This is a genomic window from Collinsella sp. CLA-ER-H3 (assembly GCF_040092425.1).
Classification (GTDB): domain Bacteria; phylum Actinomycetota; class Coriobacteriia; order Coriobacteriales; family Coriobacteriaceae; genus Collinsella.
In genome coordinates this window covers 181,033-196,270 of the sequence record NZ_JBBNLP010000003.1, presented here as the reverse complement: position 1 = coordinate 196,270, position 15,238 = coordinate 181,033, and the positions used below count along the sequence as shown (strand labels likewise).

Sequence of the window (15,238 nt, the reverse complement as noted above, 5' to 3'; positions counted from 1 at the left end):
GAAAACCCGCCGCCGCTACTCCTCAATTGAGCTATAACGTTAAACAATTGCAGCGTTTTTGCATGGGGGAGTGATGGTATGACGCTACTGTATTTCCTTACCCTGTTTCCGCTGGTACCGGCGCTGGGCATGCTGCTCGCGCGCGGTGACCGAGCCCGCGATGCGGTGGGGCTTGTAGGCTCCGGCATTATTATGGCGGTGACAGTTGTAGTCGCCGTCTTGTTTTTTGGCACGGGTCCGCAGAGCTTTGAGGTTGCCCCCGGCACCTCGCATGTGCTCTCGATCATCAGCTCCGCCATCGATGTCATCCTGTGCGCCGTCATCCTGTACAACGCGTATAAATATAGGAACGCGCTCACCACGGTGCTCGGCATAGTCCAGCTGGTGGGCTCGCTCGCCTTTGCAGCCATGACGCTGCCCGCGGCCGAAGCCGTCACGGCGACGCCGCTCTACCTGGACTACATGAGCGTGATCATGGTCCTCGCCGTCGGTATCGTCGGCAGCCTGATCTGCGTGTATGCCCTGGGTTACATGAAGGACTTCCAGGCCCATGACGAGCACGAGGCCGCGCTGCGCGGGCAGACCGCGCCCGACCGTCGCCCGCAGTTCCTGGCGCTTATGTTCCTGTTCCTCTCGGCCATGTTCGTCATCGTGACGAGCGACAACCTTGAGTGGCTGTTCTGCGGCTGGGAAATCACCACCGTGTGCTCGTTCCTTATGATTGGCTACACGCGCACGCCCGAGGCCATCAAAAACGCCTTCACCCAGATCATCCTCAACATGCTGGGCGGCATCGCGTTTTTGGCGGGCCTTATGTTTCTGCACGTCAATGGCATGCCGCTGACCATCTCGGGCATGATCGAGCTTTCCGGCGCCGGAACCGCGCAGTCCGCGCTGCTGGTGATGCCGGTCGTTCTGCTGTCGCTCGCCGCACTCACCAAGGCCGCACAGATGCCGTTCCACACTTGGCTGCTGGGTGCCATGGTCGCCCCCACGCCCACGAGCGCCCTGCTGCACTCGTCAACCATGGTCAAAGCCGGTGTGTTCCTGATGGTCAAGCTGAGCCCGCTCTATGCCATCTATCCTGTGACCGGCTTTATGGTCACGAGTGTGGGTGCCATCACGTTTTCGCTCGCTGCCCTCATGGCCATCTCGCAGAGCAATGCCAAACGCGTGCTCGCGTACTCCACCATTTCCAACTTGGGCCTCATCAGTGCCTGCTTGGGTGTCGGCGCGCCCGAGGCCGTATGGGCGGCCATCTTCCTGATCCTGTTCCACACGGTGGCCAAGTCGCTGCTGTTCCTGTGCGTGGGCACGGCCGAGCATCATATCGGCAGCCGCGATATCGAGGACATGGACGGTATGTTCAGCCGCATGCCGCACCTGACGCGTCTGATGATGCTGGGCATTATGGGCATGTTTGTGGCGCCGTTTGGCATGCTCGTGTCCAAGTGGGGCGCCCTGGTGGCGTTTGCGCAGACCGGCAACGTGCTAATGATCATGGTACTTGCCTTTGGCTCGGCCGCGACGTTCTTCTTCTGGGGCAAGTGGCTTGCCAAGCTTTCGGGCGTCGACCCCACGGCTCAAAACGTTGAGGCCAATGTCCATAAGACCGAATGGATGGCCCTCAACACCATCGCCGCGCTGCTGATTCTGTGCTGCGTGGCGTTTCCGGTTATCTCGAGCGGTCTGGTGTCGCCTTACCTCGCCATGGTGTTTGGCCGCGTGCCGTACGTTATTGGCAAGGACGCCATGTATCTGATGGTGGTTATCGTGGCTTTTATCGCCGTGGTGCTGCTGACTTCATTCCGCGTGAGCAACAAGCCGCACGTCAACGTGTACCTCTCGGGTGTGGGAACCGACAAATATCGCCATTTCCGCGGCTCGATGGGACACGAGGTGAAGGCCGAAAAGCGCAATTGGTACTCGGAGGACGCCCTTGGCGAGAAGCGTATTGGCCCCGCGGGCAGCGTCGTGTGCTGCAGCATTATCTTGTTTGCGCTGCTGTGTTGCGCGTGGATTGGACCCGAGAGACTTGCCATGAGCGCGCCCTCGGTGCTGCGCGGCAAGTATTTCGAAGGTTCGGGCGTCGTGGGCATATTTATTGGTACCGTGGTGTTTGCCCTGCTGGCGCCTTTGGTTGGTGGCCTGATCGACGGCGTTGACCGCAAACTTTCGGCCCGTATGCAGGGCCGCGTGGGTCCGCGCCTGCTCCAGCCTTTCTACGACGTTGCCAAGCTGCTGCGCAAAGCCCCTGCCAGCGTAAACACCATGGACGATACCTATATGGCGTGCGCGCTCATCTTTACCGTCGTGGGCGGCGGCATCTTTGTGTCGGGCTCTAACACGCTACTGTGCGCTTTTATGGTGACGCTCGCCGCGATCTTTGTGGTGTTGGCGTCCGCCTCGACGCAAAGCCCGTTTGCCCAGGTTGGCGCCGATCGTGAGTTACTGCAGGTTATGAGTTACGAGCCCGCCGTTTTGCTGATGAGCGTGGGCCTGTACCTTGCCACCGACAGCTTCGATTCCATCGCCGTGACGGGGCAGTCGGTCCCCATCATCGTGTACAGCGCACCCATTTTCCTCGCGTTGCTCGCGGTGCTTACCATCAAGCTGCGCAAGTCGCCGTTTGACCTTTCGTACTCGCATCACGTGCATCAGGAGATCGTCCAGGGCGTCGCCACCGAGATGAGCGGCGGCACGCTGGCCAAGATGACCCTTATGCACTGGTGCGAGACCGTGCTGTTTTTGATGTGGGTGGGCATGTTCTTTGTCTGGGACAACCCGGTGAGTTGGGTTGTAGCCCTGGTCGTGATGGCCGCGACGTACTTTGTCGAGGTGCTTATCGACAACACCTTCGCGCGCAGCACCTGGCGCAGCTGCTTTAAGCTCGGCTGGGGCGTGGCGCTGGTGTTTGGCCTGCTCAACCTTATGCCCATCCTCGTCGACGTGTTTATTTAGGAGGCGGCATTCATGGATCATAAAATGTCGCGCTCGCCGTGGGTTATTCATTACGACGGCTCGAGCTGCAACGGATGCGATATCGAGGTGCTGGCCTCGCTCACGCCGCTGTTCGATGCGGAGCGCTTTGGCGTGGTCAACACCGGCAACCCCAAGCATGCGGATATCTTTTTGGTGACGGGGTCGGTCAATGCCCAGAACCTGCCCGTCGTGCGCCAGATCTACAACCAGATGCTCGAGCCCAAGTGCGTGGTGGCGTGCGGCATCTGCGCGTGTTCGGGCGGCGTGTTCCGCGATGCCTATAACGTGATCGGCGGCGTGGACCGCGCGATTCCCGTGGACGTGTACGCGCCCGGGTGCGCCATTCGCCCCGAGACGGTGATCGATGCCATCGTGGAGGCGTGCGGCATCCTGGACCAGAAGGAGGCCGTGATGCGCGCCGGTGGCGACCCGCTCACCGTGGGCGGTGCCGCTACCTGGGACGGTGGCGTTGAGCTGGGCGAGGATGGGTTTGTGGCTGTGGGGGCCGGGACTGTTGGTGCCGGTGACGGCGTCGAGGCCAACGTGTCCACCAGGTCCGCCGCACCCGTCGCTGGCGACGCACCTGCTGGGACGCCCGCCGCTGCAAAGGAGGCCGAGTAATGCAAAAGGCAATCTATACCACCGTCGGGATCGACGAGCTCCTGCCGCATGTCCAGGCGCTCAAGGGCGTCGGCGCGCGCTTTGTGCAAATGCACGCCGAGCGCAACGTCGACGACGGCTCGTATCGCCTGGTCTATACGTTTATCAACGTTCGTGCTGCTCAGAAGCATATTGCGCAGGACGGCAGCTATGCGATTGAGAACCTGGTAGTCGAGGGCATCGACCAGTACCAGGAGATTCCGTCCATCAGCTCGTATTATCCGGCGGTATTTCCGTTTGAAAACGAAGCGCACGACCTGTTTGGGCTTGCCATCACCGACATGCAGATCGACTTTAAGGGCTTTTTCTACCAGGTCTCGACTGCCGAGCCCATGAGCGTTATCACGCCCGAGGTGAAGGCTGCACGCGAGAAGGCCATGAAGGTCCGCGCGGCTGCCGAGGCCAAGGCGCGCAAGGCTGCGGCCGAAAAGGCCGCCGCTGCCGCGGCCGCCGCGGGGGAGGGCGCTGCGAGCATCGACGATGCCGCGGGTTCCGCTGCTCAGCCCGCTGCGGCTGCCGGCTCCGATGCTCAGCATGACGATGCCGCTGCCAAGGCCGCGCTCAAAGCCGCCGAGCTGGAAGCAAAGCTCGCCGCCATGGATCCCGAGAAGGCGGCCAAGGTCCGCGCGGCGCTTGCCGCCAAGGCCGCCCGCGACAAGCAGAAAAAGGAGGCGTAAGGTCCATGGCACATCGCTCCGTTATTCCGTTTGGCCCGCAACACCCGGTGCTGCCCGAGCCGCTTCATCTGGACCTGGTGATCGATGACGACCGTGTTATCGAGGCAATTCCGCAGATCGGCTTTGTGCACCGCGGACTCGAGAAGCTCACCGAAAAGCGCGACATGCACCAGTTTGGTTACATCGCCGAGCGCATCTGCGGCATCTGCGCCGTGGGCCACAGCTGCGGCTATGCCAGCGCCTGCGAACGCATGCTCGACATCGAGGTGCCCGGCCGCGTGCAGTATATCCGTGCCATTTTGCACGAGCTTTCGCGCATTCACTCGCACCTGCTGTGGCTGGGCCTGCTCGCCGATGCCTTTGGCTTCGAGGCGCTGTTCTATCGGTCGTGGACCCTGCGCGAGCAGATTCTCAAGATCTTCGAGAGCACCTGCGGCGGCCGCGTGATCCTTTCGATTAACGAGATCGGCGGCCTTAAGCACGACATCGAGGACTCCGAACTGGCGGGGATTGTCCAGACGCTTGACGCCATGCGTCCTGACTACGAGGCCCTGGTGCATACGTTTTTGGACGACAACAGCTGCGGCGAGCGCCTGCATGGCGTGGGCGTGATCAGCAAGAAAGACGCGCTGGATCTGTCGATGGTCGGCCCGTTCGGTCGCGCCTCGGGCGTGGATTACGACGTGCGTATGTTTGGCGACGGTGCCTATGCGGATCTGGCTGCGTTTGAGCCCATCGTTGCTACCGATGGCGATTGCTATGCCCGCTGCCAGGTGCGCTGTGCCGAGGTCACGCAGGCCATGGACATTATCAAGGAGCTTGTCGGCAAGATTCCGCACGACGGCATCGGCGGGCGCACCAAGCTTACGCCGGCCGACGGCGCGCGCGGCGAGGTTGTGATTGAACAGCCGCGCGGCGAGGCGTACTACTATGTGCGCGGCAACGGCACCAAGAATCTGGACCGCTTCCGTGTGCGCACGCCGACGTCGCAAAATCTGGCGGGTCTGACGCATGCACTGCAGGGCGTGCTCCTTGCCAACGTGCCCATGATTATCCTGACCATCGACCCCTGCATTAGCTGTACGGAAAGGTAGGCGCGGCATGAGTTTGCTGACATTTGCCAAGACGGCCTTGGGTTCTATGGTCAAGCAGCCGGTAACGGTGTGCTATCCGCAGGAGAAGCTCGCGGCACCCGAGCGCTTGCGCGGACATATCGTTAACGACATGGACGTGTGTATCTGCTGCGGCATGTGCGCGCGTCGCTGCCCGGCGGGCGCGCTCGCGGTCGATCGCAAGGGCGGAACGTGGTCGATCGATCCGTATTCTTGTGTGGTGTGCGGCGAGTGCGTCGAGAGCTGTCCTAAACACTGCCTGAGCATGGACACCGCCCGCACTCCGGTTGCGGCGGACAAGACTCCCACGGTAGAAACCAAGCCGGAGTAGCGTTTGGATGGGGCCGGTGGGGCAAAAATGCCCCACCGGCCCCGCGCGTGAACGCGCGGTTGGGCCGCCACGAACAAAACTATGCCGGTTTACGGAGCTGGATAGCGAACCTCCGACCATACGGAAAATCCCAAAAACAAAACCGCAGGTAGAACGCCTGCGGTTTTTCATAAAACGCGGTTGTGGTCGGGGGTGTCGAGTCAAACGTAGTAGATGGGCCGGTTTCGTGGCGGGCGGTTCCGGCTGATTCCTTGGGGGCGAAGGAAAACGGATCATTTTGGTCCCGCGAGGCTGGCGGAGGCACTCGTGCGGGGTCGCCCGAACAAAACTATGCCGGTTTACGGGGCTGAATCACGAGCCCCCAACCATGCCGATATTCGTGAAAATAAAACCGCAGGTAGACGAGCCGTCATTTTGCAGAAACCGTGGGTATGGATGGGGGCCCTGAGTTTAGCCCCGTAATCCGGCATGGTTTTGAAATGGCATCAAATCGATAACAGCCATTTTGCTATGTCGGAGTGTCCGGCCATTGGGTAGTTATCCCCGCAGGTAGGCGATGGCGATCTGCGTGCGGTTGCGTAGGCCCATTTTGGCTAGGATTGAGCTGATGTGGTTGCGCACGGTGCCTTCGCCCATGTAGGCGGTGGCGGCGATCTCCTTGTTGTCGAGGCCGCGGGCGATGAGCTCGGCGACTTCGAACTCGCGGTCGGTTAGGCCGGCAAAGGCTGTGGGCCGGCGGGGCGCGTCGGCTTCGGTGCCCGCCCCATCAAAATCGATATCCTCGATCGCCTTGCCCTCGAGCACGCGTTTGCCGCTCATGACCTGCGCCAACGCTGGCGGAATGGCGGCGACATCGGTTTTGATCAGATAGCCGCGGGCACCCAGCTTGAGCGCCGACACAATGTACTCGTCATCCGAGAATGTCGTCAGAAACACCACGCGTGCCGCAGGGTCGCGCCCGAGGATCTCGCGTGCTGCCGATAGGCCGTCGCGTCCCGGCATCTGGATGTCGAGCAGTGCGATATCGGGTGCGTGCTCGGCGTAGAGCGCCACCGCATCGTTGCCGTTGGCGCCGGTGCCCACCACCTCGATCTGCGGCTGGGCGCCCAGGATAATCTTGAGCGAATCGACCACCAAGCGGTCGTCGTCGACAACAATAAGCCTCATCGGCCCTCATCTCCTTGCGGTTTGGGAACGGTGGCAAACACGCGCCAGCCGCCGGCGCCGGCACGCGGACCGGCGGTGAAGGTGCCGCCAAGCGCCTCGACGCGCTCGCGCATGGAGGCGAGCCCCATGCCTTCTGCGACGTTGCTGCTGCTCGCCGGGGTCGCGTCCACGCCATCATCGGTAACGATGAGCTGGTAAAACGACGGATGCTCCATGCACCGCACGGTAATGGTTTTGGCATGGGCGTGGCGCATGGCGTTGGAAAGCGCCTCGCGCAGGACCGCCGCAAAGCAGTTGGCGACATTTGCGGGCGCATGTTCGGCCAAAACTTCAAGCTCAACCTGCGGGCCGCCGTCCGAGCGTGCGCCTTCAACGATGCAATCGAGCTGTACGGAGAGGTCGACGGCGTTGTCGTTGAGGGCGTGGACGCTGGTGCGTACGAGCTGGAGCGCCTCGTCAACCGTGCGTTTGACGTCGGCAAAGTCGGCGGCAATCCTGGGCTCGTCGGCGTGGACCACGCGCAGAGCTTCGGCCTGCAGCGAGGCGCGCGTGAGCTGGTGCCCGACGTTATCGTGGATCTCGCGCGCGATGCGGGCGCGTTCGGCGAGCGTCGCGAGCTCGATTTCGTAGTCCTGGCGGTCAGCAAGATCGCGGTTGCGCGCCTCGAGCGCGAGGGCTCGTTCCTGCAGCTCGTCGCGGGTACGGCGCATGCGCAGCTGCTCGCGCTCCAGCTGGGCGGTACGTAGCGATAGCAGGGTGGCGGCAACCGAAAGGATAGCGGCCAACAGGAGCGTTCGGGCGGTAAGCGCGTCGGTGCGAAAATCTGCGACGAGCGCACAGGCAAAGACAGCGCCGACACCCAGCGCGATCCAGGCGTGCTCACGGCGCGCGCGCCGCGCGATGTCATAGAGGGCGAGAGGCGCAAACGGCACAAACGGCAGCACGAAGACAGCCGCGATGACGTAAGCGTAGCTCGCGGCCTCGCTTGCACGGCAGGCGCGGTTTCCCTGTGCGACTTCGGCCAGTGAGGTGGCAATAACGCCCAGGCAAAACGCCGCGACCAGGCGAGCGTCCACGGCAAGGCCCATTGCGGCCGCAATGCAGCACGCCAGCACGATCGATTTGTCGAAAAGCCTGTTCATACGGGTATTGTACGCGAAGCCGCGCGTGGTGGAGGGGCCGCCTGCGCAACCGTGACATTCCTCCCGCGCGGCAAATCGGCGTCGATCGCTCGCACGAGCGGGGGTTTCGCCTCCGCCCCCCGCACTCGTGACAAAGCTCACTGGTGCGCGCCGGCGGCTCCTGCGATGATGCAATCGTACCGGGCCGCAATCAACAGAAGGGCCGCCTCATGACAGATATCGTCCGCGTCGAAAACCTCGTCAAGCGCTACGACGACCTTATCGCGCTCGACCACTTTAACCTCAGCATCGCCCCCGGCGAGATCTTTGGCCTGCTGGGCCCCAACGGCTCGGGCAAGACCACGTCCATCAACTGTATCCTGCAGCTGCTCGCCTACGACAAGGGCACCATCGAGCTGTTCGGCGAGCCCATGACGCCCGCCCGCTACGACCTCAAGCGCCGCATCGGCGTGGTACCGCAACAGGTGGCGGTGTTCGACGAGCTCACCGTGCGCGAGAACATCGACTATTTCTGCAGCCTCTACGTCAGCGACCGCAAACGCCGCCGCGCGCTGGTGGACGAGGCGATCGACTTTGTCGGTCTGGGCGACTTTACCAAGTTCCGCCCCGGCAAGCTTTCGGGTGGCCTGGCGCGTCGCCTCAACATCGCCTGCGGCATCGCGCACAAGCCCGAGCTCATCTTCTTTGACGAGCCCACGGTGGCAGTCGACCCGCAGAGTCGCAACGCCATCCTGGAGGGCATCTGCCGCCTGCGCGACGAGGGCGCCACGGTGGTGTATACCAGCCATTATATGGAGGAAGTCGAGCAGATCTGCAGCCGCATCATGATCATGGACGGCGGCCGCGTGCTGGCGCAGGGCACCAACGACGAGCTCAAGCGCATGATTCAGATGGGTGAGAAGATCGTGATCGAGGTCGGCGAGGTGCCGAGCGCGGCGCTCGGTGCCGTCGCGAGCCTGCCGCATGTCCTGGACCTGTCGGCGACGGCGGGCCAGCTCACGTTTTCGTGCGAGGCGAGCCCGCATAACCTGACGGACATTCTCGATGCGCTGCGCTCGCATGACGTGGCGCTCGGCCGCATTTATTCCGAGCCGCCGACCCTCAACGACGTGTTCCTCGAGATCACCGGCCGCGAGCTGCGCGACTAGGGGGCAGTCATGTTCAACACCATCATCACTACGGTCAAGACGCTGCTGCGCCGGCCGAGCACGTGGGTCTGGGGCGCTCTCTTTCCCATTGCGCTTTCCACGATGTTCATGTTTATGTTTGCGAACCTCAGCTCCGACGGTACGGTCGACCCGGTGCCGGTTGCCGTCGTGGCGGACGAGGCTTGGAACGTTTCGACCTTTAAGGGCGTGGCGACGTCGCTTGCCAAGCAAGGTGACGATCAGCTGCTCGAGATCCACGAGTGCGACGACGCAGCCGATGCGAACCGTGCGCTTAAGGCCGGCGAGGTCGCGGGCATCTATACGGTCGACGACGCGGGCACGCCCAAACTCACGTTGCTTTCGAGCTATGACAACTCGCGTGCGTCGTCGGTGCTCACCGACCGCAGCATTTTGGAGACGGTGGCAAGCTCGTATACACAAAATGCCGAGCTCATGTCCCAGATTGCCCAGGACAACCCGGCGGCACTCGCCGACCCGGAGGCGGTTGCGCGCGCCCTGTCGCTCGAGGGCAGTACCCGCCGCGTAAGCCTGACACGCACAACGCCCGATGGCACGGTCATCTACTACTACGCGCTCTTTGGCCTGGTCGCGATGATGTCTGCCGAGTTTGCCGCCTTGAGCGTCGTCGACCTGCAGCCCAATCTGTCGGGCCTTGGCGCGCGTCGCTGCGTGGGCGGCCTTTCCAAGACGGCGTCGCTGGCCGGTATCTTTGTGGGCTCGTGGCTGGTTTCCTTTGCCTCGATGACGATTGCGATCGGCTACGTGCGCCTGGTCGTGGGCGTCGACTTTGGCGGGCGCGAGGGGCTGTGTCTGGTGGGCGGTGCCGCTTCCGCGGTTGCCGCTACGGGCCTGGGACTCTTTGTGGGCACACTTCCCGTTAAGGGCGGCAAGGCGTCCAAGTCCGGCATCCTCACGGGCTTTGCTACCACGTGCGCCCTGTTCGCCGGCCTCTACGGCGAGCCGGCGATGGCACTTGCCGACGACGTCGCCCGCGCCTGCCCGGCCGAGTGCTGGCTCAACCCCGTCAAGCTCATCTGCGACATGTTCAACCGCCTGTATTTCTTTGAGGACCTGGGCCCCTTTGCCGTTCGCGCTGGCGCGCTGGTCCTTATGGCGCTGCTGTTCGTTGCCGCCGCCACGCTGATCTTTGGAAGGAGCCGCTATGAGCACCTTTAAGACCGCGCTTCGCATGGCGCTGGCGCACCCGTTCTACCTGCTTATCTACACGGTGTTCATTTCGCTCATGGGTGTGTTTATCGCGGCATCGGTGAGCTGGAACTCGTCGCAGCTCACCGAGTATAAGCCCTATGATGCCAACGTGATCGTGGTCGACCGCGACGACAGCGATCTTTCGCGTGCGCTTACCAAGCATCTGGGTTTGCGCTTTGAGCTGGTCACGGGCATCGGCGACGATACGTACGACCTTGCGGACGCGCTCTCCAAGAGCAACAGCGCCAAGGGCAGCGCCGACTGCGTGTTCTTTATCCCGGAGGAGTTTGAGGACGACCTCGTTGCGGCTGCCCGCGCGGGGGAGGCCCTGCCCAAGCTCGACGTGACCTACGGTGCCGGCACCATGGCGGCGGCGCTTTCGTCTGCCGAGGCCTCGCGCTGGATCTCGCTCGCGGGCGCTGCGGCCGCACTTGAGCCTGCTGCCTCCAACGGTGACGTCGCCAAGGCTGCCGAACACGCGGCCACCGAGCGTGCCGAGGTCGAGATCGAGCAGGTCAAGGTCGACTCGACTGCCGCCGCCACGCTCGAGTCGTACTTCAACTTTGGCGCGTACGCGATCATCTCGTCGGTCATCGTGTCGGTGGGACTGGTGTTCTCGGGCATGAACGAGCCCGAGCGCGTACGTCGTATGGATGCCGGCCCAATCTCCGAGCGCCAGCGCTCGCTTGCCGTGTTCGCGGCTGCTGCAGTGCTCACCGTCTGCATCTGGTTTGTGTCGAGCATGATGGGCGTCGTGGGCTTTGCCGGCGCGGTTGCCGAGGTCGGCGTGGGTCGTGTGTGCCTGGCGCTGGCAGCGACGTTTGCCCTGGCGTGCACGCCGCTGGCCGTTGGCTTTGCCCTTTCGGGCCTGGGTGCGCGCGAGGAGCTGCTCAATGGCGTGGGCAACCTGCTCGGCATGCTCATGACGTTTTTGGGCGGCGCTTGGATGCCGCTGTCGCTCATGGGCTCGGCCGTGCAGACGGTGGCGCACTTTGTGCCGACGTATTGGGTGAACGACGCGATCGGCAAGGCGCTTGCTTCGGACCTGACGTCTGCCGTGTTGGGCGACATCGCCTGCGACCTGGGCGTCACCGTGCTCTTCGCCGCCGCCATTGCCGCCGTAGGCCTGGCTCTCGCACGCGCCAAATCCCGCGCCTAGTCTGAAATAAATCCTAGGCCTCGCCCCAAAATAGTTCGCCAAGGTTTACTATTACGTTCATAAAGTAGTACGAGGCTAACAATGGGGGATACCATGGCAACGCAGGAAGCCTATGTCCAGGTCAAGGATCTCAAAAAGCACTACGGCGACGGTGATGCGCGCCTGACGGTACTCGATGGCATCGACACGTCCATCAATCGCGGCGAGATCTGCGTCATGCTGGGACCCTCGGGCTCGGGCAAGTCGACCTTTCTCAACCTGATCGGCGGCCTGGAGGATGCCGACGGCGGCTCCATCATGGTGGACGGCTGCGACCTCACGGTGCTCAAGCCTGCCGACCTGGGCGAGTATCGCCGCCGTGAGCTGGGTTTTGTCTTCCAGTTCTACAACCTGGTGCCCGACCTCACCATCAAGGAGAACATCGAGGTCACGGCGCACCTGTCCAAAAACCCGCTCAATGTCGACGACCTGCTGCGTTCGCTGGGCCTCTACGAGCACCGCAACAAGTTCCCGCGCCAGGTCTCGGGCGGCCAACAGCAGCGCTGCGCCATCGGCCGTGCGCTCGTCAAAAACCCGGGCCTGCTGCTGTGCGACGAGCCCACGGGCGCGCTTGACTATAAGACGTCCAAGGAAATCTTGCAGCTCATGGAGGATGTCAACCGCACCTACGGTTGCACCATCATCATTGTCACCCACAATGCCGCCATCGCGCGCATGGCCAATCGCGTGCTGCGCCTGCGCGACGGGCGCATCGTCGAGGAAGAGCTCAACGAGTCGCCCGTCGCGGCCGCCGAACTCGATTGGTAGGCGGCGCCATGACACCTCTCACAAAACGTCTCCCGCGCGAGCTGCTCCGCAATATCGGCAAGTATCTGGGCATCTTTTTGCTTATGTGCGGAAGTATCGCTCTCACCTCGGGCTTTTTGCTCGCGGCGCATTCCATCGGTTGCCTTATCGACGACATGCGCGATGCGTACACGATTGAGGACGGCCGCGTGACGACCTCCTTCGAGGCCACCGACGACCAGCTCAAGGCCGCCGAAGACGCCGCCAGTGACGTCGGCGGCGTTACGCTCTACAAGAATTTCTCCATCGACGCCATCATCAAAAAGACCGCCGGCGACGACGGCACCAAGCGCACGCTGCGCACCTATGCGCACCGCACCAAGGTCGATATCGCGTCCTACTGTGAGGGCAAGGAGCCCAAGACGGACGATGAGGTGGCAATCGACCGTGTCTTCGCCACCAACAACGACCTGTCCGTGGGCGATAAAGTCGAGCTCGAGGGCCGAACCTACACCGTCTGCGGCATCATGACCCAGCCCGATAGCCAGGCGCTGTTCCTCAACAATTCGGACTTTACGGTGAACACCATCACGTACGGCGTGGCCGAGGTCACCGATGGCGGCTTTGCCGCGCTCGAAGATGCCGGCGGCGCACCCGCCTACACCTACTCCTTCACCTTTACCGATCGCGACCTCCCCACCGCGGACCGCATCGACGCCGAGCAAGATATGGTCGAGGCGCTGACCGATGCCGATGCGCGCGTGGACGATCTGATCGACGCCGATTCCAATCAGGGCATTGGCTATGCGCGCGATGACGTGGACGGCGACTCTATGATGTGGATGACGCTGCTCGACATCATCATCGTGATCATGGCGTTCGTCTTTGTGGTCCTTACCGACGCCACCATCGAGGAGGAGAGTGCCATCATCGGCACGCTGCTCGCCAGCGGCTATCGCCGCCGCGAGATCGTGCTGCACTACCTCGCGCTTCCCGCCATCGTGGGCGTGCTCGCGGCGCTTTTGGGCACCGCGCTCGGCGTTGCGTTCTTTACCGAGCCCATGCGCGGTCTCTATTACGGTTCGTATAGCCTGCCGCCCTTCCAGGTGTACTGGAGCTGGGAGATCTTTGTGAAGTGCGCCGTGGTTCCCGCCGCCGCGCTCATCCTCATCACGCTGGTGGGTCTGCTTCGCAAGATGGGCAAGACGCCGTTGCAGTTCCTTTGTCACGAGGCGAGTGGCAAATCGGGCACCAAGCGCGGCCTGCAGCTGCCGGAGCGCATGGGTTTTGTTTCCCGCTTCCGCCTGCGTATCTTCCTGCGCAATCTGGGCAACTTCGCCACGCTCTTCGTGGGCATCGCGTTTGCCTCGCTGCTACTGCTCTTTGGCCTGGCGATTCTGCCCACGATGACGCACTATGCGGACAACCTCGAGACAAGCCTGGTCGCCGAGCACCAGTACACGCTCAAGGCGCCGCTGGAGCTCGAGGGTACTGCCGAGGAGCGCGAGCAGTGGTCGGCACTCGAGCGCTTGCAGTCGGTTGACGGCGCGCTGCTTTCCGCCGCTCAGGATGCCGATGACGAGCTTGACGACGCGGCCGATGCGGCGCAGGCGGCAGCCGATGCCGCGACCGCATCTCCGTCTGCCGAGAGCCTGACTGCGGCGCAGGATGCGCTTGCAAACGTCCAGGACAAGAAGGATGCGCTTTATGCGCGCCTCGATGACCTTGCCGATGCCCTCGGCTGCGACCGCGACGAGGCTATCGACCTGGTCGACAAGGCCTCTAAGATCGGCGCTGACAACGACGACATTCACCCGGTTAACACGACCGATAACGGTGCAGACAAGATTGCGCAGACCGAGAAATATGCCGTTTACCAGCTGCAATACGACCGCGGCGATGGTAATGGCGAGGAGACGATTTCCGTCTACGGCATCTCGCCCGATTCGCGCTATTGGAAAGACCTCAACGTTGGCGATGGGCGCGTCGTCTTTGGCGGCGGCCTGCTCGACAAGTTTGGCTGGAGCGAGGGCCAGAAGGTCACGCTCATCGACAAGTACGAGGGGGAGCATTATTCCCTTGAGTACGCGGGCAAGGACTGTGCCTGGGGCTCCAAGTCGGACATGAATATCTATATGAGTATCGACGACTTTAACGAGCTGTTCGGCAACGACGCCGCCTACTTTAACGGCTATGTGAGCGACGAGAAGCTCGACCTCGATGCTCGTTACTTTACCGGCGACACCACGCCCGACGACATGCGGGCCGTGGGCGACCAGTTCATCGGCATGATGAGCAAAATGATCGGAATGATGATCGGGCTCGCGGTGTTTATCTTCCTGTTGTTTATGTACCTGCTGACCAAGGCGGTGATCGACCACAGCGCCCGTTCGATCAGCTACATGAAAGTCTTTGGCTATCGCGATAGCGAGATCTCGCATCTGTACATCCGCTCGATCACGCTGTGCGTGGCGGCGTCGCTCGTGCTGAGCCTGCCGGTCATTATTGGCTCGCTCACGGCCATCTTCCGCTCGATGTTGCTCGCCTACAACGGCAATATCGAGATCTACGTGCCCGCTTGGTCCATGGCTGCATGCGTCGGCATTGGCTTTGCAACCTACCTGGTCGTGGCGCTGCTGCACACGCGCTCCATCAAGCGCGTCAGTCTGGCCGAAGCCCTCAAAGTCCAAGAGTAGTCGTTAGGGACGTTCTTAAACGACTAGTCATCGGGGACAGTCTTTGCCGACTCGCCGGCTCGTCGGCCGTGCTGGCAAGGACTGTCCCTAGCTGCCAGGTGGCGAGGCACTCATTTAAGTCCGTCCCCAATGAGTGGCTGGGGACATT

Annotated in this window: 12 protein-coding genes; 10 read left to right on the top strand and 2 right to left on the bottom strand. The window is 62.4% G+C overall.

Features of this window, described 5'->3' with window-relative positions; all coding sequences use genetic code 11:
- Window positions 1–78 precede the first annotated feature (78 nt).
- The 5 genes from AAAX32_RS03660 to AAAX32_RS03640 are packed head-to-tail and all read left to right on the top strand — an operon-like array spanning window position 79 to window position 5,762.
- Window positions 79–2,961: a proton-conducting transporter membrane subunit gene (locus AAAX32_RS03660; protein WP_349100033.1), complete on the top strand. Its 2,883-nt coding sequence runs from the start codon at window positions 79–81 to the stop codon at window positions 2,959–2,961.
- A 12-nt stretch (window positions 2,962–2,973) separates the two neighbouring features.
- Window positions 2,974–3,603: an NADH-quinone oxidoreductase subunit NuoB gene (gene nuoB / locus AAAX32_RS03655; RefSeq protein ID WP_349100032.1), complete on the top strand. Its 630-nt coding sequence runs from the start codon at window positions 2,974–2,976 to the stop codon at window positions 3,601–3,603.
- The gene (locus tag AAAX32_RS03650; protein ID WP_349100031.1) at window positions 3,603–4,319 is read left to right on the top strand and encodes an NADH-quinone oxidoreductase subunit C; all 717 of its coding nucleotides are present in this window, start codon (window positions 3,603–3,605) and stop codon (window positions 4,317–4,319) included. Before nuoB ends, AAAX32_RS03650 begins: the two co-directional genes overlap by 1 nt.
- Before the next feature lie 5 nt (window positions 4,320–4,324).
- On the top strand, window positions 4,325–5,413 hold the full coding sequence (locus AAAX32_RS03645) for a nickel-dependent hydrogenase large subunit (protein WP_349100030.1): 1,089 nt from the start codon (window positions 4,325–4,327) through the stop codon (window positions 5,411–5,413).
- Window positions 5,414–5,420: 7 nt separating this feature from the next.
- The gene (locus AAAX32_RS03640; RefSeq protein WP_349100029.1) at window positions 5,421–5,762 is read left to right on the top strand and encodes a 4Fe-4S dicluster domain-containing protein; all 342 of its coding nucleotides are present in this window, start codon (window positions 5,421–5,423) and stop codon (window positions 5,760–5,762) included.
- A gap of 537 nt (window positions 5,763–6,299) precedes the next feature.
- Here AAAX32_RS03640 and AAAX32_RS03635 read toward each other — a convergent pair.
- Both AAAX32_RS03635 and AAAX32_RS03630 read right to left on the bottom strand, forming a co-directional pair.
- Window positions 6,300–6,929 carry a response regulator transcription factor gene (locus tag AAAX32_RS03635; protein WP_349100028.1) on the bottom strand — a complete coding sequence of 210 codons (630 nt, stop codon included), beginning with the start codon at window positions 6,927–6,929 and terminating at the stop codon, window positions 6,300–6,302.
- The gene (locus AAAX32_RS03630) at window positions 6,926–8,071 is read right to left on the bottom strand and encodes a histidine kinase (protein ID WP_349100027.1); all 1,146 of its coding nucleotides are present in this window, start codon (window positions 8,069–8,071) and stop codon (window positions 6,926–6,928) included. Before AAAX32_RS03630 ends, AAAX32_RS03635 begins: the two co-directional genes overlap by 4 nt.
- A 209-nt stretch (window positions 8,072–8,280) precedes the next feature.
- On the opposite strand from AAAX32_RS03630, the gene AAAX32_RS03625 reads away from it, so the two are divergent.
- The 5 genes from AAAX32_RS03625 (at window position 8,281) to AAAX32_RS03605 (ending at window position 15,090) form a co-directional block, all read left to right on the top strand.
- The gene (locus tag AAAX32_RS03625) at window positions 8,281–9,219 is read left to right on the top strand and encodes an ABC transporter ATP-binding protein (RefSeq protein WP_349100026.1); all 939 of its coding nucleotides are present in this window, start codon (window positions 8,281–8,283) and stop codon (window positions 9,217–9,219) included.
- A gap of 9 nt (window positions 9,220–9,228) precedes the next feature.
- A complete protein-coding gene (locus tag AAAX32_RS03620) occupies window positions 9,229–10,416 on the top strand; it encodes an ABC transporter permease (RefSeq protein ID WP_349100024.1) in 1,188 nt (395 codons plus the stop codon).
- The gene (locus AAAX32_RS03615; RefSeq protein ID WP_349100023.1) at window positions 10,403–11,608 is read left to right on the top strand and encodes an ABC transporter permease; all 1,206 of its coding nucleotides are present in this window, start codon (window positions 10,403–10,405) and stop codon (window positions 11,606–11,608) included. Before AAAX32_RS03620 ends, AAAX32_RS03615 begins: the two co-directional genes overlap by 14 nt.
- Before the next feature lie 93 nt (window positions 11,609–11,701).
- On the top strand, window positions 11,702–12,415 hold the full coding sequence (locus tag AAAX32_RS03610) for an ABC transporter ATP-binding protein (protein WP_349100022.1): 714 nt from the start codon (window positions 11,702–11,704) through the stop codon (window positions 12,413–12,415).
- 8 nt (window positions 12,416–12,423) lie between these two features.
- Window positions 12,424–15,090 (top strand): FtsX-like permease family protein, encoded by a 2,667-nt coding sequence (locus tag AAAX32_RS03605; RefSeq protein ID WP_349100021.1) that lies wholly within the window; start codon window positions 12,424–12,426, stop codon window positions 15,088–15,090.
- Window positions 15,091–15,238 lie beyond the last annotated feature (148 nt).

Coding starts and splice junctions, on each gene's coding strand:
- AAAX32_RS03645 (WP_349100030.1), top strand. CDS start 4,325: ATGGCACATCGCTCCGTTATTCCGTTTGGCCCGCAACACCCGGTGCTG.
- AAAX32_RS03605 (WP_349100021.1), top strand. CDS start 12,424: ATGACACCTCTCACAAAACGTCTCCCGCGCGAGCTGCTCCGCAATATC.
- AAAX32_RS03615 (WP_349100023.1), top strand. CDS start 10,403: ATGAGCACCTTTAAGACCGCGCTTCGCATGGCGCTGGCGCACCCGTTC.
- AAAX32_RS03640 (WP_349100029.1), top strand. CDS start 5,421: ATGAGTTTGCTGACATTTGCCAAGACGGCCTTGGGTTCTATGGTCAAG.
- AAAX32_RS03625 (WP_349100026.1), top strand. CDS start 8,281: ATGACAGATATCGTCCGCGTCGAAAACCTCGTCAAGCGCTACGACGAC.
- AAAX32_RS03610 (WP_349100022.1), top strand. CDS start 11,702: ATGGCAACGCAGGAAGCCTATGTCCAGGTCAAGGATCTCAAAAAGCAC.
- AAAX32_RS03635 (WP_349100028.1), bottom strand. CDS start 6,929: ATGAGGCTTATTGTTGTCGACGACGACCGCTTGGTGGTCGATTCGCTC.
- AAAX32_RS03660 (WP_349100033.1), top strand. CDS start 79: ATGACGCTACTGTATTTCCTTACCCTGTTTCCGCTGGTACCGGCGCTG.
- AAAX32_RS03620 (WP_349100024.1), top strand. CDS start 9,229: ATGTTCAACACCATCATCACTACGGTCAAGACGCTGCTGCGCCGGCCG.
- AAAX32_RS03650 (WP_349100031.1), top strand. CDS start 3,603: ATGCAAAAGGCAATCTATACCACCGTCGGGATCGACGAGCTCCTGCCG.
- nuoB (WP_349100032.1), top strand. CDS start 2,974: ATGGATCATAAAATGTCGCGCTCGCCGTGGGTTATTCATTACGACGGC.
- AAAX32_RS03630 (WP_349100027.1), bottom strand. CDS start 8,071: ATGAACAGGCTTTTCGACAAATCGATCGTGCTGGCGTGCTGCATTGCG.